General features: G+C 65.3%; 16 protein-coding genes. 1 reads left to right on the forward strand and 15 read right to left on the reverse strand.

Annotated features, from left to right (window positions below):
- Positions 1-98 precede the first annotated feature (98 nt).
- The 11 genes from ACX5I4_RS15390 to ACX5I4_RS15440 all read right to left on the reverse strand — a co-directional run bounded on the left by ACX5I4_RS15390 (position 99) and on the right by ACX5I4_RS15440 (position 15,121).
- A complete protein-coding gene (locus tag ACX5I4_RS15390; RefSeq protein ID WP_461837412.1) occupies positions 99-2,444 on the reverse strand; it encodes a gluconokinase, GntK/IdnK-type in 2,346 nt (781 codons plus the stop codon).
- Complete coding sequence (gene manD / locus ACX5I4_RS15395; protein ID WP_059387443.1) at positions 2,434-3,663, reverse strand: D-mannonate dehydratase ManD; 1,230 nt, start codon at positions 3,661-3,663, stop codon at positions 2,434-2,436. The genes ACX5I4_RS15390 and manD overlap by 11 nt, the downstream gene beginning before the upstream one ends.
- 350 nt (positions 3,664-4,013) lie before the next feature.
- Positions 4,014-5,336 (reverse strand): mannitol dehydrogenase family protein, encoded by a 1,323-nt coding sequence (locus ACX5I4_RS15400; RefSeq protein ID WP_461838750.1) that lies wholly within the window; start codon positions 5,334-5,336, stop codon positions 4,014-4,016.
- An 86-nt stretch (positions 5,337-5,422) separates the two neighbouring features.
- Positions 5,423-6,829, reverse strand: a complete 1,407-nt coding sequence (uxaC, locus tag ACX5I4_RS15405; protein WP_461837413.1) for a glucuronate isomerase — start codon at positions 6,827-6,829, stop codon at positions 5,423-5,425.
- 89 nt (positions 6,830-6,918) lie between these two features.
- Positions 6,919-7,965 (reverse strand): LacI family DNA-binding transcriptional regulator, encoded by a 1,047-nt coding sequence (locus ACX5I4_RS15410; protein WP_461837414.1) that lies wholly within the window; start codon positions 7,963-7,965, stop codon positions 6,919-6,921.
- A gap of 68 nt (positions 7,966-8,033) precedes the next feature.
- Positions 8,034-9,041, reverse strand: a complete 1,008-nt coding sequence (locus tag ACX5I4_RS15415; RefSeq protein WP_461837415.1) for a Gfo/Idh/MocA family protein — start codon at positions 9,039-9,041, stop codon at positions 8,034-8,036.
- A 322-nt stretch (positions 9,042-9,363) separates the two neighbouring features.
- Positions 9,364-9,837 carry a DUF805 domain-containing protein gene (locus ACX5I4_RS15420; RefSeq protein WP_461837416.1) on the reverse strand — a complete coding sequence of 158 codons (474 nt, stop codon included), beginning with the start codon at positions 9,835-9,837 and terminating at the stop codon, positions 9,364-9,366.
- A gap of 103 nt (positions 9,838-9,940) precedes the next feature.
- A complete protein-coding gene (locus tag ACX5I4_RS15425; protein ID WP_461837417.1) occupies positions 9,941-11,251 on the reverse strand; it encodes a purine-cytosine permease family protein in 1,311 nt (436 codons plus the stop codon).
- 29 nt (positions 11,252-11,280) lie between these two features.
- Positions 11,281-12,702, reverse strand: coding sequence for a YlbE family protein (locus ACX5I4_RS15430; RefSeq protein ID WP_461837418.1), 1,422 nt, complete (start codon positions 12,700-12,702; stop codon positions 11,281-11,283).
- The gene (gene fdrA, locus ACX5I4_RS15435) at positions 12,699-14,243 is read right to left on the reverse strand and encodes an acyl-CoA synthetase FdrA (RefSeq protein WP_461837419.1); all 1,545 of its coding nucleotides are present in this window, start codon (positions 14,241-14,243) and stop codon (positions 12,699-12,701) included. Before fdrA ends, ACX5I4_RS15430 begins: the two co-directional genes overlap by 4 nt.
- Positions 14,240-15,121, reverse strand: a complete 882-nt coding sequence (locus ACX5I4_RS15440) for an oxamate carbamoyltransferase subunit AllH family protein (RefSeq protein WP_461837420.1) — start codon at positions 15,119-15,121, stop codon at positions 14,240-14,242. The genes fdrA and ACX5I4_RS15440 overlap by 4 nt, the downstream gene beginning before the upstream one ends.
- Before the next feature lie 165 nt (positions 15,122-15,286).
- Here ACX5I4_RS15440 and ACX5I4_RS15445 point away from each other — a divergent pair, with 165 nt between their 5' ends.
- Positions 15,287-16,216: a carbamate kinase gene (locus tag ACX5I4_RS15445; protein WP_461837421.1), complete on the forward strand. Its 930-nt coding sequence runs from the start codon at positions 15,287-15,289 to the stop codon at positions 16,214-16,216.
- A gap of 196 nt (positions 16,217-16,412) precedes the next feature.
- Here ACX5I4_RS15445 and ACX5I4_RS15450 read toward each other — a convergent pair whose 3' ends face one another.
- From ACX5I4_RS15450 to ACX5I4_RS15465, 4 genes are read right to left on the reverse strand one after another with little or no spacing between them, the layout of a single operon-like run.
- Entirely contained in the window at positions 16,413-17,198 is a 786-nt protein-coding gene (locus ACX5I4_RS15450; protein WP_461837422.1) for an ABC transporter permease, read from the reverse strand.
- Positions 17,195-18,109 (reverse strand): ABC transporter ATP-binding protein, encoded by a 915-nt coding sequence (locus ACX5I4_RS15455; RefSeq protein ID WP_461837423.1) that lies wholly within the window; start codon positions 18,107-18,109, stop codon positions 17,195-17,197. Before ACX5I4_RS15455 ends, ACX5I4_RS15450 begins: the two co-directional genes overlap by 4 nt.
- Positions 18,106-18,771, reverse strand: coding sequence for an ABC transporter ATP-binding protein (locus ACX5I4_RS15460; RefSeq protein WP_461837424.1), 666 nt, complete (start codon positions 18,769-18,771; stop codon positions 18,106-18,108). Before ACX5I4_RS15460 ends, ACX5I4_RS15455 begins: the two co-directional genes overlap by 4 nt.
- On the reverse strand, positions 18,738-20,621 hold the full coding sequence (locus tag ACX5I4_RS15465; protein WP_461837425.1) for a hypothetical protein: 1,884 nt from the start codon (positions 20,619-20,621) through the stop codon (positions 18,738-18,740). Before ACX5I4_RS15465 ends, ACX5I4_RS15460 begins: the two co-directional genes overlap by 34 nt.
- Positions 20,622-20,626 lie beyond the last annotated feature (5 nt).

The following is a 20,626-nucleotide window of genomic DNA, read 5'->3' on the forward strand; positions in this document are numbered from 1 at the left end:
GACAATATGGAGGTCGGGAGCTTCCCGGCTCTTCCCGGGACTGCCACTCCCCCGACGCTGCTGGGGAATGGCAGTCCCACGCCCGGCCTGTCGCGCGGCTATAGCCTGGTATCGAACGAATCGCAGAACACATTCTCGTTGAACGTTCCTTGGAACTCGGACTTGCCCTGGATTTTTTGGATGGTTGCCCGGATGGCCTCGCGGGTCCCTGCGTGGGCGTGGATGGCAGTTTTGACCATCGGCACATCGATCAGGTGGTTCGGCTGGTTCAGAGAGACGAACACCGTGGGAACCTCTGTGACGTACCAGGGGATTTCCGCCGCCATGGGACTTGACCACTTGATACGGATGGCAGCTTCCTGGCCGAATCCTTTGACATTGGCGAAGACGAAGGCAGCGTCATACTTGTCCGCGTAGTCGCCGGTGGCCTCGTCGGAGATGACACTCATGAAGTTCACTCCGGACTCCCCCGCGGCCTCCCGCTGCTCGGCCGTCTTGAAGACGTGGACTTCAAAGCCTGCACTTTCCAGCTCCTCCTTGACCGTGTCCAGGTAGGCCAGCGGATCCGCTCGGGTGAAATCGGAACCGCCGGAGATGCCGTACAGGCGGATGCGCCGATGCGTTTCCGGCGTGATGGGCAAGTTGCGGGCCGTGTCCTTGACCAAGGTGACGGTCTTGTCAGCGGTCTCGGCCGCGACGGCGAGATGGGCGTCGCTGCCGATCACCCGGAGCGCCTCGGGCGGCGGCGTCAATTCTTCCGGGAGCTTCTTGTGCAGCCCCAGGCTGGCCTTCAACCCCAGGATCCGGCGCAGCGCATCGTGGAGGCGCTGCTCGGTGATGATTCCGGTTTTGTACCCGTCCATCATGTACTGGAAGTCTTCCGCGGGGTTACGGAAGAACAGGAACATGTCGCAGCCGGCCGCGATGGTTGCCGGAACCAGGTCCTTGCGCTTCATCGCTTGGGTCAGGCCGACCATCTGCGAAGCATCGGTGAGGATCAGGCCGTTGAAGCCGAGTTCACCACGGAGCAGGTCCTGGAGTAGCTCCGGGGCCAGGGTGGCGGGCAGGATGTCCTTGTCCGCCGTCCTTGGACGGAAGTGCCGCGTGAGCTCGGGCGCTCCGATGTGTCCAACCATGATCGATTGGACCCCGTGGGCGATCATCTCCCGGTACACATGCCCGTAGCTGGAGTTCCAGTCCGCGTACCCGAGCGTGTTGTAGGACGTGACGACGTGCTGGTCCCGTTCGTCCACGCCATCGCCGGGGAAATGCTTGATGGCACAGGCGGTGGGCGATTCACTGATGCCGTCGAAGTACTCCTTGGCGCGCTCCACCACGATTTCCGGGGTGTTACCGAAAGCCCTGGTGGAGATGACCGTGTTCCGCCAGTTGTAGTGAATATCCACGATTGGTGCGAAGGCCCAGTTGCAGCCCAAAGCGGCTATCTCTACTCCTGCCACCTGTCCCATTTTCCGGGCGATGGACTTATCCGGGTGCGAGCCGGCCTGCAGGTGCGTCGACACAAAAGTTCCGTCGTCGCAGCTTCCGGCGCCCCCCATTTCCGGATTGGAGGCAATCAGGAGCGGAATGCGTGTCTTGGACTGGGCGTAGCGGACATGTTCCTGCACCGCTGCGGAAGGGCCTGGCCTGTACCGCATGCCGCCGACGTGATAGTTCTCCAGCACGCGGTCGAGGTACTCCGGGGAGTAATCATTGTTGTGGTTGATGAAGAGCTGCCCGATCTTCTCCTCGAGGCTCATTGCGCCGATCATGGATTCCACCCACGCAACGGCGTCGTCATCGAGGTTGAACGGCGCCGCTTGAAGGTCGACGTCGAACTGCCGCGGCTGGGTGCCCGCGGCATCGGCCCTGTTAGTCGCAGGAGCCGCGGAACGGCCGACGGCGGCAATCCCGGCGAGTGCCTCAGCCACCACTTCGCTGACAGGGGCGGCGATGTCCACGACGATCCCGGCCTCGTCGGCGTCGAGCGGTTCCAAGGTGGCGAGCTGCGAATCAAGGAGGGCAGGCGGCATGAAGTGGCCGGAACGGCCTTCTGTCCGTTCCCTCAGCACCTCCTTGCTGCCGTGCAGGTGCAGGAAGACGGTGTCCGGGGCTTTCTCACGGATGGCGTCCCGGTAGCTGCGCCGGAGGGCCGAGCAGGCGAGAACCAGTCTGCCGTTTCCGGCGTTAGCAAGTTCAGTGCCGACCGTCGCCAGCCATGGCCAGCGGTCCTCATCAGTCAGCGGGGTTCCGGCAGCCATCTTGGCCACGTTTTCCACAGGGTGGAGCGAATCGCCGTCGAGGAACGGAACTCCCAGCTCCCGGGCCACGAGGTCGCCGATGGTGGTCTTGCCGCAGCCGGAGACGCCCATCATCACAATGCGCCGCGGCTTTTCCGCGGCTGGGCTGGGGTCGCCGGCCATGGCCTCGTTCCTACCAGTCATGAACGGTGCCGTCCACGAGGCGGTTGTAGGGCAGGTAGGCCTGCTGGTACGGGAAGGAGTTGGCGGCTTCTTCGTTGAATTCGACGCCCAGGCCGGGCTTGTCACCTGGGTGCAGGTAGCCGTCTGTGAAGGTCATGGATTGTTCGAAGACCGTGTTGGTCTTGTCCGAGTGCTGCATGTACTCCTGGATGCCGTAGTTGTGGATGGCCAGGCCAACGTGCAGCTGCGCGGCGAAACCGACAGGGGAAATGTCGGTCGGGCCGTGGAAGCCGGACTTGATCTGGTACTGGGCAGCAAAGTCCATGACCTTCTTCAGGGGCGAGATTCCGCCAAAGTGCGTGGACGCGGCACGGACGTAGTCGATCAGCTGTTCCTTGATGAGCGTCTGGAAGTCATAGACCGTGTTGAAGATTTCGCCGATGGCGAGCGGTGTGGTGGTGTGCTGGCGGACCAGGCGCAGCCCCTCCTGGTTTTCGGCCGGAGTGCAATCCTCGAGCCAGAACAGGTCGTACGGTTCCAGGGCCTTGCCGAGCTTTGCTGCCTGGATGGGGGTCATGCGGTGGTGGCCGTCGTGCAGCAGCGGGATTTCCGGGCCGAATTCGTTGCGCACTGCTTCGAACACGGTAGGCAGGTGGCGCAGGTAGGCGCGGGTGTCCCAGTCCTCTTCCTGCGGGAACGCACCGCGGCCGGCGGGCTCGTAGTCGTAGCGCTCACCCGAGGCCTGCGCCTGGGCGGCCACGCCGTAGACGGCCTTGATGCCCGGGATCGCGGTCTGGATACGGATCGACTTGTAACCCAGTTCCAGGTGCTCCCGGACCGAGTCGAACAAGGACGGGATGTCCGCGCCCGAGGCGTGGCCGTACGCGCGCAGCCCGTTGCGGGAGGCGCCGCCCAGGAGCTGGTAGACCGGCAGTCCGGCCACCTTGCCCTTGATGTCCCACAAGGCCATGTCGACGGCGGCGATGGCGGCCATGGTGACCGGGCCGCGGCGCCAGTACGAGGAGCGGTAAAGGAACTGCCAGGTGTCCTCGATGCGGTGCGGGTCCTTGCCGATCAGAAGCTGCGCAACGTGTTCCTTCAGGTATGCGGCCACGGCGAGTTCACGGCCGTTCAGGGTCGCGTCGCCGATGCCGGTCACGCCGTCCTCGGTGGTGATCCGCAGGGTCACGAAGTTCCGGGTGGGGCTGGTCACGAAGACTTCAGCGGCAATGATTTTCACAGCTGGTCCTTTCAGGGTTGCTGATCGAGGGCTGGCCTGGCCCGGATGCGACGTGCATCACAGGGCGGGTAAAGACGATCTTAGGATGGATGACAATTGTTGGCAACCGGTTGCAGTACTTTTTCGTCAAAACCTCTTCCGGCATGGCGGCCCGCCATCTCTGAGCGTCGGCGAAAAGCCGGTCAGACGTGAGCGAGCGTTAGGGGAAAGTGCCGTATATGTGAGCGAGCGTTGGTCCGCCCGAACGCCCGCTCACATATAGCGGGCGTCTGCCGAACGCTCGCTCACATATCCGGGTCACGACGACGGCGCCCTCACCTTCGCGTGGAAGGTGACGGACGCCTGGCGGATTAACCGGGGTTGCCGACGCCCGCGAAAGTATCGGCCAAGCCCTCGACGAGGCCGACGATCGCCGTGTCGGCGGCCAATTCCGGATCCACGAGGCCGAGCAAGGCCTCGAGCCGGGCACGGCCCGGGAGAAGGTTCGCGGCGGCAATGTCGGCCGCGAGCGGGTCCTGGAGACCGGTGGCCGTGGCAGTGTAGGCAGTCCAAGCCGCGATCATCTTCGCGGCCGCTTGGCCGCTGCGTCCGGCGGCCCGCTCGGCGCGGAGCACAGGAAGTGCCCGCATGCGCAGCTTGGTGCTGCCGTCCATGGCTATTTGGGCCAGATGGTGGGCGATCCGGGAGTTCCCGAAACGTTCCAGGAGGGCGGCCCGATACTCGGGGATGCGCAACTCGTCGCCGTGGAGGTTGGCAGCGGCTTCGTTCCAGAAGTCCTCCACTGCCCGGTGGCAGGAATCGTCAGCGAGGGCTTCGGCCACGGTCTTGTGGCCACGCAGCTGGCCGGCATAGGCGAGGAGCGAGTGGGCACCGTTGAGGAGCCACAGCTTGCGGTTCTCGTACGGCTCGATCTCGTCCACGAAAATGGCACCGGCGTCTTCCCAGCGCGGGCGCCCGGCAGGGAAGTCCCCGCTGAGGACCCAGCTGCGGAAGGGCTCGGCGACCACCGGCGATTCGTCGCGGTAGCCGCAGGCGGCAGCGACGGCGTCGATATCGGCGTCGGTGGTTCGCGGCGTAATGCGGTCAACGGAAGTGCTGACAAAACTGAGACTCGTGTTGATCCAGGCGGCGAGTCCGGGGTCGAACGCCAAGGCCATCCCCATTACGGCGTTTCTGGCCACGGTCCCATTGTTGGAAAGGTTGTCGCAGCAAACCACGGCGAGGGGGCCGGCGTCGGCATCGCGGCGGGCGGCGAGGCCCAGCACCAGGCGGCCCAACGGCGTCGACGGCTTGCCGGAAGCAGAACCGTCAGCAAGCACGGCGAGGTCCGCCGCGACGTCTGGCGCCTGGCTGTCCAGCTTGCCGTCGGCTCCAAGCCGGTAGGCGGCCTCGGTGATGGTGAGCGTGACCACTGAAGTCAGCGGCGCGGAGACAAGCTCGACAAAACGCTCGACGTCGGCGCCGTCAACTGCCTCGACGATACTGCCGATGACCTCGAACGAGTCGCCCGCATCCGACCGTTCCACCACGGTGTACAGGCCGTCCTGGGCGGCCAGGACCGCTGCTGCGTCCGGACGGCGACCTGTGAACGAGGCAATGCCCCACTCGGCTGCATCGCCGGCGTGCTGGGTGTACCACGCCTGGTGCGAGCGGTGGAATGCGCCCAATCCCATGTGCACGATGCGCACCGGGGCTTTGTCGGTGGGCCTGATGGCACGGCTCAAGCGGGGAAGATCCACGGGCTGCTCGGGTTCGGTGGTCACAGCTTGAATACCCTTCGGGGTGAGGAGTCGACGACGTCGACGATGAGTTCGTGGGCGCGGTCTTCGCTGACCCGGTGCTCGGCAACGAGGCGGGCGAGGAACGAGGCTTCGATCCGGCGGGAGGCGTCGTGCCGGGCCGGGATGGAGCAGAATGCGCGGGTGTCGTCGATGAAGCCCGAGGATCGCGAGAAGCCGGTGGTTTCGGTGACGGCGGAGCGGAAACGCAGCATGGCATCAGGTGCATCGAGGAACCACCAAGGTGCTCCGAGGTACACGGCCGGGTAGAACCCTGCCAGCGGCGCCAATTCGCGGGAGAACACGGTCTCGTCCAGGGTGAACAGGACCAGGTGGAAGTCCTTGGCCGTGCCGAAGTCCTGAAGCAGGGGCCGGATCGCCTCGGTGTAGTTGGTGGCGAACGGGATGTCGTGGCCGGTGTCCGCGCCGTAGGCGTCGAAGGTGGGCTGGTGGTGGTTGCGGAAGGAACCCGGATGGATGGTCATGACCAGGCCGTCTTCCACGGACATCCGGGCCATTTGGTACATCATGTGGGCTTCGAAGGTGTTGCGGTCCTCGGCGGTCGCCTTACCGGCGCGCGCGAGTTCGAAGATCCGCTCGGCGGATGCACGGTCCAGCTTGAGCGTTGCCGGCGTGAGGACGCCGTGGTCCGCGGAGACCGCGCCGTGGTCCACGAAATAGCGACGACGGTTTTCCAGGGCCTTGATGTAGCCGGTGTAGCCGGTGGCGCCGTCGCCGGCGGTTTGGATCAGCCGGTCGACGTTGGCGCTCCACATCGGGTGCGCGATGTTCAGGTAGGCATCCGGGCGGAAGGTTGGCAGCACGCGGCCGTTGAAGGAAGGGTCCTCGGCGATCGAATGGTGGCTCGCCAGGCTGTCCAGGGGATCGTCCGTGGTGGCCAAGACCTCAATGTTGAAGTCCTTGAAAAGCTGACGGGGACGGAAGTCCGGCTCCACGAGCTTGGCCGCAATGGCGTCGTAGCTGGCGTCGGCGGAGATCTCGCTTAGCTCCGCGCCGAGCTTGAACACGCTCTCGAACTGCGTGCGCAGCCAGTAGCCGGAGGCCGTGCCCTCGAAGAGGGGCCAGGCCTGGACGAAGGTTCGCCAGATCTCCCGCGATTCGGATGCGCTGGCGCTTCCCGCGAGCAGCTTGTCCATGGAGACCCCGCTTGCGTGGATCAGGCGCGTGACGTAGTGGTCCGGGCTGACCAGGAGCGCGGCCGGATCAGGGAACGGGGTGTTGTGCTCGATGACGGCGGCGTCGACGTGGCCGTGCGGGGAGATGATGGGCAGGTCCTGGACGCGCTCCAGCAGGGAGCGCGCAATGCTGCGCGTCCCCGGATCCGCGGGCAGGAGGCGGTCAGGGTTGGCTGCGATCGACTGTGACATAGGTCAATTTTCGATCCGCGAAGGGATTCTGTCAACCGGTTGCCAACTATTGCCATCCCGTTGCAATCGGTCCGGAGGATCGCTTGGACCTAGGCGATCAGCCTTCCGCTGGAACCGCGGACAACGAGCTCCGTATCCACCCGGACCACCTCCCCAGGCCCCTCATGGCCGAGCAGCATGTCCAGCAGCAGGGCGGCGGCTCGGGACCCGCACTCCCCCAACGGCGACCTGATGGTGGTGAGAGCCGGCGTCGTGAAGTCCGCCCCGAAGATGTCGTCGAAGCCCACAATGCTGATCTGGTCGGGAACGCGCCTACCGGCGGCCTGCAATTCCTGCATGAGGCCTATGGCGAGGAGATCGTTATAGGTGATGACCGCCGTCGCACCGCTCTCCAGGACGTCGCGCGCCACTTGGCGGCCGCCGTCGACGGTTGGCTTGGACGATTCCAAACGGACCGCCTCCAACTTGTACCAATCGCAGGCAGCCTTGACCCCCTCCCAGCGCCGGCCGGACATCCAGGACTGCGGCGGGCCGGCAACGTAGGCGAGCTTCTCGTGACCATTCGCGGCAAGGCTCCGCACAGCCTGGCTGATGCCCTTGTTGACGTCGGGGACCACGCAGGGCACTCCATCCACTTCGCGGTTGATGACGGCTACCGGCTTGTCCGAGGCCAAAGCACGGATCTGTTCATCGTCCATGCGGGGGCTCGCCAGAATGAGGCCATCCACGGTGCTCAACATCCGACGGGCCGCCGTGAGCTCTGTTTCCGGCGACTCCGCGGATTCAGCCAACACCAGGGTGTAATCCCGGGCAGATCCCGTGGTCTCCGCGCCGCGGATGATGTCGAAAAATGTCGGGTTGGTGATATCCGCGACGATCAGCCCGATTGTTTGGGTCCGGCCGGTGGGAAGCGCCCGGGCGAAGGGGTTCACCCGGTAATTCAGCTGCTCGGCGGCATCTTCGATGATCTTCTGGGTCTTGGCACTGACCCTCCCCGGTTTGCTGAGCGCGCGCGAGACCGTGGAGGGGTTGACTCCCGCGAGCTTCGCGATGTCGTAGATGGTCGGTGAAGATTTCTCCCCGCGTCCACGCCTGGTGGGGACGGTTGCTGCTCCGGAGTTCGTCGCTTGAGTCACCGCTCCATCGTAATCCGGCATGGCAACAAGAAGCGGGACGGTTGCCAATCAATCTGCCGGCCCGCTAGTTAGCCAACCTGGTCGGAAATCTCCGGATAGCTCTGGGCATAGATGTCTTTGACGATCCTGAGTGACTTTTCGGCTTCAGCAGGGCTGATCCAGAACGGTTCAGGATCCTCGAGCTTGGCGTAGAAGTCCTTGATGAGGAGCTCGTGGGATACGCCCCAATACGCGCGCCCACCTGATTCCAAGGCGCGTTCGGGAATGGTTTCCACGGCGCCGTCAGCGTGGGTGACAGTGAGGTCGCCGCGAAGGCTGAGCGTCGCCCTTTCGGTCACGATGTCCAGCGTCACGGGCGCGTTGGCGGCGTTCGCCAGAGTGGCGTAGAAAACGCTGGTTGCGCCATTGGCGTGCGCGGCGATGAATTCCGCTGTGTCCTCCACCTCGATCACCCCGCCCAGGGAGCGGGTGGAGGCATGGCCTTCCACCTTGGTCACGTCACCGACCAGCCACTGGAGCAGGTCCACGGTGTGGATGGCTTGGTTCATCATCAGGCCGCCGCCTCCTTCAGCCCAGGTGCCGCGCCACGGCCGGTCCCGGTAGTACTCGGCTGTCCGGTGCCACATCACAGTGGCCGAGGCACCGAGGACCTGACCCAGCCCGCCGTCGTCGAGCATGCTCCGCATCGCTTGCGACGTCGCGTTATAGCGGTTCTGGAAACACACGGCGATCTTCGCCGTGCTCCGTTCGGCAGCCTCCACCAGGCGGTGCCCCTCTTCGAGAGTGTGGGCGAGCGGCTTCTCGACAATCACCCCGACTCCGCGCTCGAGGCAGTCGACAGCCAGGGAGGCATGCAGGTGGTGCGGAGTGCAGATATGCACGACGTCGGGCCTCACCGCTTCGAGCATCTCCAGATGGTTCGTGTACCCCACTACGCCATAGGCGGCTTGGGCCGCCTTCAGGCGCGTGGCATCCGTATCGCAGAGTGCCACGAGGTCGACGTCGGGCATCTTGGCGATCGCCCCGAAGTGCACGCTCGATACATCACCGCAACCGATGACCGCTGTTGTAGGCATTCTTGCTCCCTCGAAAGATGTGTTTCTTTGAACGTACCGGCCCTCAAGATCCGTTCGCCCGCATGGCGGCATTTGGCGCCATGTTGTGGTTCACAGGCATGCGTTCTCCCCGAGTCTAGCCAGATTGGCAATGCTTGACAACCGATTGCCAACCATTGGCAACGGAGCTCGTTGCGAACTCCTCAGGTTGCTGGATTATCGCCTCCACCGCAGTTCGAGCGTTGCCGAAACTATCCATGATCGAAAATAGGTAAATTGCGAACCGACGCCAAAGGCCACCGGCATGACGCCGATGGCCTTTAGTGTTGCCGCTACCGTGAGGCTAGGCCGGGACGTCGAACCGCTGGCCTTCCGGCTTGGGCGGAAGGAACATGAAGACGAGCAGGGCCAGTGCACCGAGGAACGGAACGAGGCCAATCAGGATCATCCAGCCGCTGAAGTTCGCATCGTGGAGGCGGCGGACGACGAGGGCCAGGGACGGGACAATGACGGCCAGGCCCCAGATGACCAAGAGGATGACGCCGACAATCGCGCCGGGACCGGGAACCATGGTTCCGGCGTCACTCACTGTAGCGCCGGCGGAGCCTGCCACGGACGTGATGATGTTGAGCACGATGCTCACGACGACGGAGATGAGGGTCCACCACCAGTATTCGCTGCGGCTGGCGCGGCCGGTGAAGGTGGCGTACTTCTTGAAGAACCGGCGTGCGGCCTCCCCGATGGGCGCACCGTAGTACGGGGCCCAAAGCGGGACGGCGCTGCCGGCCGGGACAGTCTGTTGCTGCTGGTACGACAATGGATCTCCTCTATAGACGAGTGATGACGACTTATCGTAGGGCCCCAAACCACCTGCGAAGTTGTCCTGCAGGTGAAATTCCAGCGGCGTGTCGGAATACTGCCTACTTGGCCGTCACCCGGGCGGCCAGCGACTCGATCGCGAGGTAGGCGACAACACCGACGATGAGGCCGACCACCGCATCAGAAAGCATCGGCGCGTTGAAGTGGACCACGACGGCGGCAGCGGCCCCGATGGCCCAGGCGATGAACGCCGTCGGGCGGACCTTCGCCTCGCTCCGGTCGGGCAGGCGCTTGCGCAGGATGATCTGGTCCGCGATGAGCACGGCACCGAGAGGCGGAACCAGTACGCCCAGGAAGGCGAGCCAATTCACGAAGTAGTTCCATGCGCCCAGGAGCGCCACCACGACGCCGATTACACCGAGCACCAGGGTGAGGAGGCGCATCTTGGACCGGGTCAGATGGGACCAGCCCAGGGCCCCGTTGTAGAGGCAGTGCGTACACACCGAACCGAGGTTGATGACCACGAACACCACCACCAGGGCGTTGAGCAGCGGGTTGTTCACGCCGGTGAGGATCGGGGTGAAGTTGCCGCCGGCGGTCTCCGCGGCCGCTATGGCGCCTGCGGCGACCAGCAGGCCACCACTGAGCTGGGCCACGAGGCTCGCGAACGGGAACGCGGTGACGGTGGCGAGCACGGCTTCGCGGCCGTTCTTCGACCAGCGGGTGAAGTCCGCCGTCATGGTTCCGGAGTCGGCGAAGGTTGCCATAATCGAGGTGACAGCCACACCGAAGGTCATGGCACCGCCGCCCACGCCCTGATAGTTCACGATCTGGCCTAGGTCGTGGCTCTGCGCGGCGATCGCGATGGCGATGATCACCACCACGATGAACAACGGAGCCGCGATGGCGCCCAGCCAGGACAGCGCCTTGATGCCAAGATAGGTCACCGCGATGAAGGCGACGCCGGCAATCGCGACCACCAGCGCCTCGTTCCAGCCGAACGCCTTGTTCAAGCTGGCCCCGGTGGCGCCGGTGTTGAAGGCGAACCAGCCCACCACCACGGTGGCCAGAAAGCCTGAAGCAATGGCATAGCCGGCGGTGCCGAAGGTTTCCGTGGCTTGCAAAGAGAAGCTCTTGCCCGTCTTGCCGGCCCGGTAGCTCAGCAGGCTGACGTAGGCGAACATGAAGAGATTAGCAACGACAATCGCGGCGAGTCCCTGCCAGAAGCCGAGCAAGGCAACCACGAGGCCACCGGGCACGGCATTAGTGAGGATCATCGGGAATCCGAACCAGACGGCCGAAACCGTCAGGAGAGATTTCCGGTGGGACTCGGGAACCGGGGAGTGCTCGAATTCGGATTCGAGCCGGGCCCCGGCAGCGGTGACTTCAACTGTGTCCGGCGGTGTTGTCATATCAGCGACTGCTTTCTCTTGGGGCCGGTTCAGGCGAGCTTGTCCGCGAGGGCGATGATGGCCTTCTCGAACGCCTCAACCGGTGGGTGGGTGATGCCGGCGCCGATCATGCCGATGCCGGCGTCCTTGTGCGCGATGGCCGTGTTGATGACGGGGAGGATGCCGGTGTCCAGCACCTTGCGGACGTCGATCGCCGTCGGCAGGCCTCGGAAGCCCAGCGAGGGGATGGTGATATTTCGGTTCTCGGTGGTGGTGATTTCGGCCATTGCGTGCGTGTAGGCGACCGCGTCCTCCACCGTGCCGCCCACGAGCGCGACAATTGCCGGGGCCGCGGCCATGGCGAAGCCGCCGAAACCGTAGGTCTCGGTGATCGCGCTGTCGCCGATGTCCAGCCCGGAGTCCTCCGGCTTGTAGCCGGCGAACATGGGACCGATGACCTTCTGGGCCGGTCCCGTGAGCCAGTGGCTCCCTGGCAAGCCGCTCACCCGGACACCGAATTCGACGCCGTTGCGCGCCATGGTGGTGACGATGGTGGAGCCTTCGATGCCGTGGGCCGCATCGAGGGCCGCTTTCGCCGTCGCCATCCAGGTGGGGCCGGAGAAGTAGTCGGAACTGGCGATGAAGTCGAAGACTTCCTTCTTCTGCTCCGTGCTGAAGCCGGTGTGCAGGAGGGCGGGTGCCAGTGCCTGGAACAACAGCACGGTGCCGGCAACGTTGCGGTTGTGCGCTTCGTCGCCCATGTGGAGGGCCTGGGCGAGCATCAGGCGCAGGTCGATGTCCCCGCCGATTTCCATGGCTTCCTTGAGCATGGGGCCCAGGACATCCCGCATCCAGACAAGGCGGTCAATGACGCTCTGGTCGTTGGCGCCCATGCGCAGGATCTTGGCCATCTGCTCGGACAAGTTGGTGTATGCGTAGTTCCCGTGGGTCTCGTTGTGGACCACGTGCATGTACATGGATGCGGAGGTGACCCCGGCCATGGAGCCGACGCAGTCGTGCTCGTGGCAGGGCGAGAAAGTGATCTTCCCGGACGCGGCCACTTCTTCAGCCTCAACGAGGTCGGCGGCGAGTCCTTCGAAGACCAGCGCACCGGTCACGGCACCCTTCATCGGGCCCGACATCCGCTCCCAGGTGATGGGCGGGCCGGCGTGCAGGATGGTGGTGGCCGTCATGCCAGGAACGACGTCGATCGCGCGGCCGAAGCCCACCAACATTGGCTTGGCCTTCATGATGCGGTCCGCGGCCTCGGCGTTCGCGGCGGCGATCTTCTCCGCGATCTCCGGCCGCTCAAGCTTGTCCAGCGCGGCGATCACCTCCGGCTTGCCACCACCGGGAGGAGCCCAATCCAAGGTGCGGACCTTGGCGCCCTGCGCGGCAATGTCCTCTTCGAACATCGCCAGGCCGACGTTGACAACGTTCAACTCACTATCGAAAAGCTTCGACATGCTCATGCCTTGATACCCTCCCGGACAATTGCGCGGGCGAATTCGCCCGTCTCGGTGCTGCTGCTGGTGATGGTGACCCCGGCCGCTTCAAGGGCCGCAGTCTGGGCCGCGAGGCCCGGCGTATCCAGGTCCGTCCCGAGGACGTACGCGACGATCTCAAGGTGGCGGCCGGCGTCGGCGGCGATCCTCTTGGCTTCGGCGATCGCCGGGAGGGTGACGCCCACCGGGTCCTCGTGGGCGCCGAAGCCCAACACGAAGTCCATGATGATGACGGCCACGGAAGGATCCTTCGCCTCTTCGACCAGGCGGGCCAGGCGCAGGGACGGATCGATCATCGGGTGCGGGCGGCCGTTGGTGAATTCGTCGTCACCGAAGTCGAGGAAAGTGTGCCCGGTGCTCGGGCTGCCCGCGCCGAGCACGAATTCCGGGTTCTTCCGGATGTTGCTCCAGACTTCCTCGCCGTCGTTGAGTAGCGCGTACATCGACTCGTCGCACAGTGTGCCGCCGCAGAAGAGTCCGCGGATGTTCGTCTGCTCCCGCGAGAGGTGGGCGCGCACGGATTCGACGCGCGCGGCGTCGACGGCGGGGGCAGTGGCGGAAGGCGAGCCGGTGAGGCGCACCGCGGCCAGGGCGGCGTCGAGGCTGCTCGCGGCGAAGTGGCCGCCGGCAGCGGTGACAGCTTCTTCGGAACCGCCGATGAAGTAGGCCACCACGGGCTTGCCTGCGTCGGCGATCTCCGCGAGCACCTTCCTCTCGACCTCGGGCGCCGGCGGCTTTGACACCAGGACTATCGCTTCGGTCTTCGGGTCCGCGGCGAGGGCGCGGATTCCGTCGATCATCATGACGCCGCCTACTTCGGCACTCAGGTCGCGCCCGCCGGTGCCGATCAGCTGGGAGACGCCGCCGCCTAGCCCGTGGATCCGGACACTGACCTCTTGCGACCCGGTGCCGGACGCGGCGACGATGCCGATCGGGCCGGGGCGGACGGCGTTGCCGAAGCAGAGGGCTACGTTGTTGATGATGGCAGTTCCGCAGTCGGGACCCATCATGAGCAGACCCTTCTCGTGGGCAAGGGCCTTCAGGGCGATTTCCTCTTCGACAGGGACGTTGTCGCTGAACATCATCACGCTCAGCCCGTTTTCAAGGGCCTTGCGTGCCTCGCGCCCCGCATAGGCGCCGTTGACCGCGATGATCGCAAGGTTCGCCCCGGCGTCGGCCTGTGCCGCCGCCGCGATGGTCCGGTACGAAATCTCCGCGGCGCCGCCGGACGGTGCCCGGCGCGTGAGCAGTTCCTCGATCTGCGGAATGATGGCGTCCGGGTTCCCGCCGTCGGACGGGACGACGACGATCATCAGGTCGCCGTTGCCCGCTTCGGCGAGTTCGGGGGTGAGCAGGCCGAGGTTCTTCAGGACTCCCCTGTTCATCTCGGTCCCCATCGCGACGAACGCCTGTTCGACGCCGTCGATCGCGTTCGCTTTCGTCGATATCGACATCAGCGACACCGAATCGAAGTAGCTGTTCGTCTTGATCACCGCTGTGACACTCACATGGATCCTCTCAGTTCTGTTTCGAGGCGGAGTCCGGCCAGTAGGCCGGACAGGATGTCTGTCCCCGAGGTGTGGCCGATGCGCAGGGCGCGGTTCACCGGGGCTCGAAGGTGCCGGGCAAATTCGGCCGGACTTCCCGCGCGCTGGCGGAAGAGCTGGCTGAGCAGCTCGAGGACACTTTCGCGGGCGCGCCCGTGAAGCGATTCCCGCAGCGTCGTCCAGCTGAGCAGGGTGGTGCGGTCTGAGTGTTGCCCGACGACGGCGGAGAGCACTTCGCGCGCCCCGCCGAGCCGGCTTCCGGGCTGCGCCGCGAGCAATGCCAGGCCGCTGAGGAAATCGTCGCCGGCCGGGGTGAGCCCGGGGCCGAGACCGAGCAACTGCAGCGCGGTCTCGCCGATGCGGCCGGGCTGGTCGGCACGGATTGCTGCCACGAGGGCCTCGCATCCGTTGCGCAGGCCTGCGGCGATTCCTTCCTCGAATGCATTGGCAGGCTCGGACTCCTCAAGGATTCCGCCACGGACGCCGTGTTCGTCGAGCAGTCCGGCGAGGACGTGGCTGCGTACCTGGAACTCTTCTGCCGCGAGATGTTCCAGCGGGATCTTCTTGGCGAACCATTCCCGGGCTCCAGGCAAAGCCACTGTGGGTGCGTCCGGGTTCTCGAAACAGATCTGCCGTGCGCTGAAGCCCACTGGATCGCCGGCCTGGACACGCGCACTGCTCCAGTCGCCCAGTTCGACGCGGATGGTCCAAGGCGCGTCATCCAATTGTTGGGCGGCGAGGGCGACCAGCTGGCCGGAGGGGGCCAGCACGTTGATGACCCTGTCAAAGACCGAATGTACCTTTCCCGTGCCCGGGTTTTCACGGAGGGCAGGGAGCAACACCGAATCCAAAGAGACAGATGGTATACGGTTTAGTCGCACCGATGCTTTCATGACCCTCCCTCGTCCGCGTTTCCGGGCTAGACGCGACCCATTCAGCCGCTGGTTCTGATGATGGTATACCATCATGGCTATCTTGAAGCCAGTTCCAGAGGAGGATCCAAAATGCGATTAGTGGTTGCATTGGGCGGAAACGCCCTGGCCCGCCGCGGTGAGCCGATGACGGCAGACCGCCTGCGTGCGAACGTGAAAGCAAGCTGCCAGGCCCTCGCCGGCCTGGCAAAGGAGCACGAGCTGGTGATCACGCACGGCAACGGTCCCCAGGTCGGCCTGCTGGCCCTGCAGAACCTGGCCTACCAGGACGTCGCGGCATACCCCTTGGACATCCTGGGCGCCGAAACCCAGGGCATGATCGGTTACGTGATCCAACAGGAACTCTCCAATGCCCTGGCCGGGGAGCGGGAGGTTGCCGCCGTCGTGACCACCACCGTGGTGGACGAACACGATCCCGCCTTTGATCGGCCCACCAAGCTCATCGGTCCCCAGTACTCCGCGCAGGATGCCGCGGAAGCGGCGTCCGAGTACCGCTGGACCATTGCCAAGGACGGCAACGCTTTCCGCCGCGTCGTTCCTTCTCCGGACCCCGTCAGCATCCTCCAGGCGCCGTTGGTCCGGTTGCTCCTGGAGAACGGCCGCTTGGTGGTATGCGTTGGCGGTGGCGGCGTTCCCGTGAAGATCGATGCCAAGGGCCGCCAGACCGGCATGCAGGCCGTCGTCGACAAGGACCTTGCCAGCGCTGCCCTTGCCGCGGAGCTCGGGGCCGACACCCTCATCATGCTCACCGACGGCGACTATGTCAGCGAAAACTGGGGCACCCCCGAGCAGCGCGACATCCTGACTGCCTCGCCGGAAGCCATCTCCGAGCTGGCTTTCGCCGAGGGATCCATGAAGCCGAAGGTCGACGCCGCGATCCGGGTTGCCAAGGCAGGTGGCCGCGTCCTGATTGGTCCGCTGGACCGCCTGGACGATCTGCTGGCGCGCAAGGTCGGGACGGAAATCCGCCCGGATGTTCCGGAGGGCATCGTTTTCGCCTAGGCACTCCGCAGGCTCTCGGCTGGCTCCCCGTTGGCCGAGGCCGGTGCCGCCAGCGGCTTTTGGAGTGCACGTCAGAGTGGAGGTTCTCCGGCTCGGCAAGCAGAGCGACTTCGACTTCCACGGCTCGCTGGCTGACCTCTGGATCCGCAAAAAGTATGGAGCCACGTGCCGGGCAGATGTCTGTCCCTTAGCTTGGCTAGTGCGCGGTTTTGAGGACCCGTCTTATGGCGAACACATGCGCGGCACAGATATAGGTGAGGAATACTGCTGCGCCGGCCAGGGCTGGTAGTCGCGGTGCGGTTTCGGCGAGGACGACAGCGAAGCCTGGGTCTTCGAAACTGATGAGAGCGGCTCCGGCAGTGAAGGGAAGGAACGCCGCTCCGGAGGTCCCCCAAAGCTCGATCCTGCCCAGCAGTTGGCCGAGCAGCGGTTCGAGCATCGTGGACCCGGCGATCAGGAAGATGATGGCACCGGTCCGGGTGAGCAGGATCCCGGCGGCCGTCCCTGCCAGCGCCCAGAGATTGGCCAAAGCGAGGAAACCAGCCAGCACCCGTGGGTCGCTTTGGAACAGGTGTCCGGTGTTCAGGACCAGATTGGACACCACTACCGCCGCCGGCACTGTGACCACCGCCCAGGCGGTGGTGACCGCCAGGGTCGTGCAGACCTTGGCGGTGAACAGGGATGTCCGGTCCGGGGTGGCCAGGAGCGCGTGGGTGAGGGTGCCGTGGCGTTTTTCCTGGCCGAAGGCGAAGGCCCCGAGAAGGCCGGCCGCAAGAAGAAGGAACGGGGTCCGGGTCGCGGCGACGGTGGCAGCTTCGGTGGCCGCCGCGTCTGTCATGTCGGGGGCGGCCGCGGCCATCATCATGGTCATCGCCCAACTGATGACCAACGCACCGAGGACCACGACGGCGGTCAGCAGGAGGAGGCCCTTGGTGGTGGTCAGCCGGACCCATTCGTATCGCATGGCCGGGGTGATGTTCATGCTGCCTGCTCCGGGAGTACGGGGGAAGGGTTTGCGCCGACGATGGACGCGTAGCTGTCTTCCAGTGTGGGAGTGGTGGTGCCGAGGGAGTAGATCGCGTGGCCGTGCCGGTGGGCAAGGGCGCCGACCTCGGAGGCCGCAAGCCCGGCAATGGTCAAGGTGTCGCCGGCTTCAGTGACCGTCACGCCGGGCACTTGCTTGAGGATAAGGGCGAATTCCTGGGCACGGTCGAGGGTGGCGATGACGGCCGGTTTGAGGTTGAGGGTCCGGACTTCGTCCATGCGGCAGTCAGCCCGCAGTTTCCCGGTGTGCAGGATCAGGACCCGGTCGGCGACCTTTTCCAGTTCGTCCAGGATGTGCGTGGACAAGAGGATGGTCCGTCCTTCCTGCGCCAGGGCCCGGAGGGTGGCCCTGAACCAGATGACCCCGTCCATGTCCAGGCCGTTGGTGGGTTCGTCAAGGATCAGCAGCTCGGGGTCGCACATCAACGCGGCGGCCAGCCCCAGCCGTTGTTTCATACCCATCGAATACGAGGCGGGGGTGGCTTTCGCGGCGTCTGCGAGGCCAACAGTGGCCAGGGCGTGCTGGGCCCGCCTGGCCGTGATACCAAGGGGCGCGCCGATCATGCGCAGGTGGTTCAGCGCGGTGCGGCCTGGATGGAACCCGTCTGTCCCCAGGAGAGCCCCGACGCAGCGTTGCGGTGAGTCCAGTGCGTTGTAGGGGGTTCCATTGAACGTTGCCGTGCCCGTGCCGGGCATGAGGTCGAGCATGCGTTTCATCAGTGTGGTTTTGCCGTGTCCGTTGGGGCCGACGAGACCGACGATTTCGCCCGGGTTCAGTGTGAAGGAAATGTCCTGAAAGACCTGCCTGGCGCCGTAGCTTGCACCGATGCTAGAAACGATGGTCTTCATCTGCGCGCTCCTGCGTTGCGCGGGCCGGCGGTGAGGTCCTCGAGCGTGATCGTTTCCGCTTCGGGCAGGAGGTCGTGCAGCGAGTGGGTGATGACTACGACGAGCTTTGTTCTGGCCCAGTTCCGGATTTCGGCGGCCATGGCGTCGGCTCCTTCGGCGTCCACCCCGTTGAGGGGTTCATCGAGGAGAAGGGTGTCGAAGTGGCCGACGGTGTTCATTAGGTACCAGAGCTTGCGGGTGTTGCCGGTGGAGAGGTTCCCGGCGTTCTCGTCCAACCATTCGGCCACGCCCAGCTGCGCCGCACGCTCCAGTTCCGCGCCGGGGTCGCAGTTGCGGGCGATGCATGCGAAGGCGAGGTGGTCTTTGGCGGTCATGGGAGCGAACAGGGCCGGGTCAGAGCGGCAGATCCTGCGCCGGGCCTGGCTGTGCGGGTCCGCGGCTCCCAGGCCGGTGACGGCCACGGTCCCGGACCAGGGTTTGAGGTAGCCGCTGACAAGTTCCACCAGGGTTGATTTCCCGGATCCGTTACGGCCCTTAAGGTGGATGAGGGCGGGGCCGGTGAGGGTGAAAGACAAGTTTTCGAACACGGGCCGTTCCTCGGTGTAGCCGGCGAAGACGCGTTCCAGGGTTATCGTCGGGACAGGATGCTGCGTTTCAGGCACCGGTGGGCACCTCCTGTAAGTAGGGCCGCGTATGCTGCCGCGGCAATGGACGGATAGAGCCCGCCGACTAGGCTCAGGCCAAGGGCGGGAACGGAGAGGACCACCGCGATGAACGCCGCGGCTAGCGAGGTTTCCATCGACCCGTCGGCCTGCGTGGCCCGGATCCGGCTGACGGTGGCACCGACGATCCCGGCCGCCGCGATCGACCACGGAATGCAGACCAGCCCAACGGGCACGTCACCGGTCAGGATCCAGACGATCATGGCCAGGGTGGGGGCGGCGAGGGCAGTCAGGGGCAGGGACTGGGTCAAGACAACCGCCCAGGCCAGTTTCCCGGCGGGGACCCCGGATTCGAAGGCGTAGCGCAGCTGCGGGAGCAGCCCGGCGGGGTTGTTGGCCTTGGAGATCAGCTCCGAACCGATCAGGCTGACCGTGAACACGATCAGCGCCGCCACCGCACCGATGCCGGGTACTTGATCGAAGTAGTCGGGGCCGATCCCGCCCATCCGTAACCCCAGCACCACCGATGCCAGCAGCAGCAGGCCCAGCCCGATCCCCGTGAGCACGGCGAAGGACTTGTCCTTGACGATGTTCAGGGCCAGGAACCGGCGAATGATCCGCGCCGGATCCGCCGCAACCGAAACGGCAGAGGCGCCGGTTCCGGGTATTTTCGCGGTGACCGGGAACGGGTCCCTTTTGATGGACAGCAGGCTCCGCGCCGCAAACCCTGCACACACAAGGCTGGCCGCCACGGCAGCGAGAATGGCCCACGGCCCTGCGTCCAAACCGGACGGCATGGCCAGGGCGGCCACTTTCCCGGAATCTGGCAGCTCCGTTAGGACACGCCCCAGGAAGATACCGGGCACCCCGGCGGCAACGCTGGCCAGCCCGGCCAGGGCCAGCCGTCGGCGGACGGTCACCCGGGGCGGGTCGACTGCCGCGAGCCGGGCGGACAGGGCCAGCCAGGAACCGGTCACCAGAAACGGCGTCACCCACAGGACCCCGTACCAGGGCGCCGTTTCCCTGCCTTGTTCGTGGGTGACGATCAGGGCGGCGGAGCAGATCGCCGCGGACGGGCCGAACAGCAGCGCGGCACGCGGGCCGGCCTCGGCGATGAACACGTGATGCATCCTGACGTCCACGGTCCGGTACAGTGCCCGGTTGGGGCTGAATCGGACAGCGAAGCGGCGGGAGCTGAACGCTTCCCTCGCCCAGGCTCCGAGTGCGAGGTACAGGCAGGCGGCCAGTGCCAGGACCACCACCGCCGTCGTACCGGCTCCCCCGCTGGTTCCGATGGCGGTTGCTGGAGTGAGTCCGTCGCGGATCAACCGCAGCGCCAGCAGTGAGCCGGCCAGCACGGCCAAGACCAGGACGGCCCACGCGGCGATCCCAAGCGTGGCCAGCATGGTGAGTGAGAGCCGCCAGCCCAGGACCGAGAGCATCCTGACGCCGGCGAATTTCAGTGCTGCTGTTTGACTTCCCATCCGTGCGGTGTCAGAGACGGTTGACGGACTTGCTCTGGGCAGAGTCCGCGTCGGTGACGATGGCCAGCGTCGCGGTGCCGAGGCAACAGATGACCCAGATCCACAACGGAATGTTCTGCGGGAACCCGAAACCGGACGCCCCGGAAAACACTCCCCGGCGATGCCCGCGACGATGAAAAGACCGGTGTCCCGCTTCGGGCTTAGCGGCGTCACCAGTGCTATCAGCAGCGCCGCTGCGCCGACGGCGGCCGAGACCCAGACGAAGCCCGGGTTCGGTGGCAGGCCAAGGAGCGAGAAGACCGCGGACAGCAGCACACAGGCAAGGGCCAGTCCGGCGACGATCCTGCGGACGAAGGGTGAGTACATGACGT

The sequence above is a fragment of the Arthrobacter sp. MMS24-S77 genome (genome assembly GCF_054888235.1).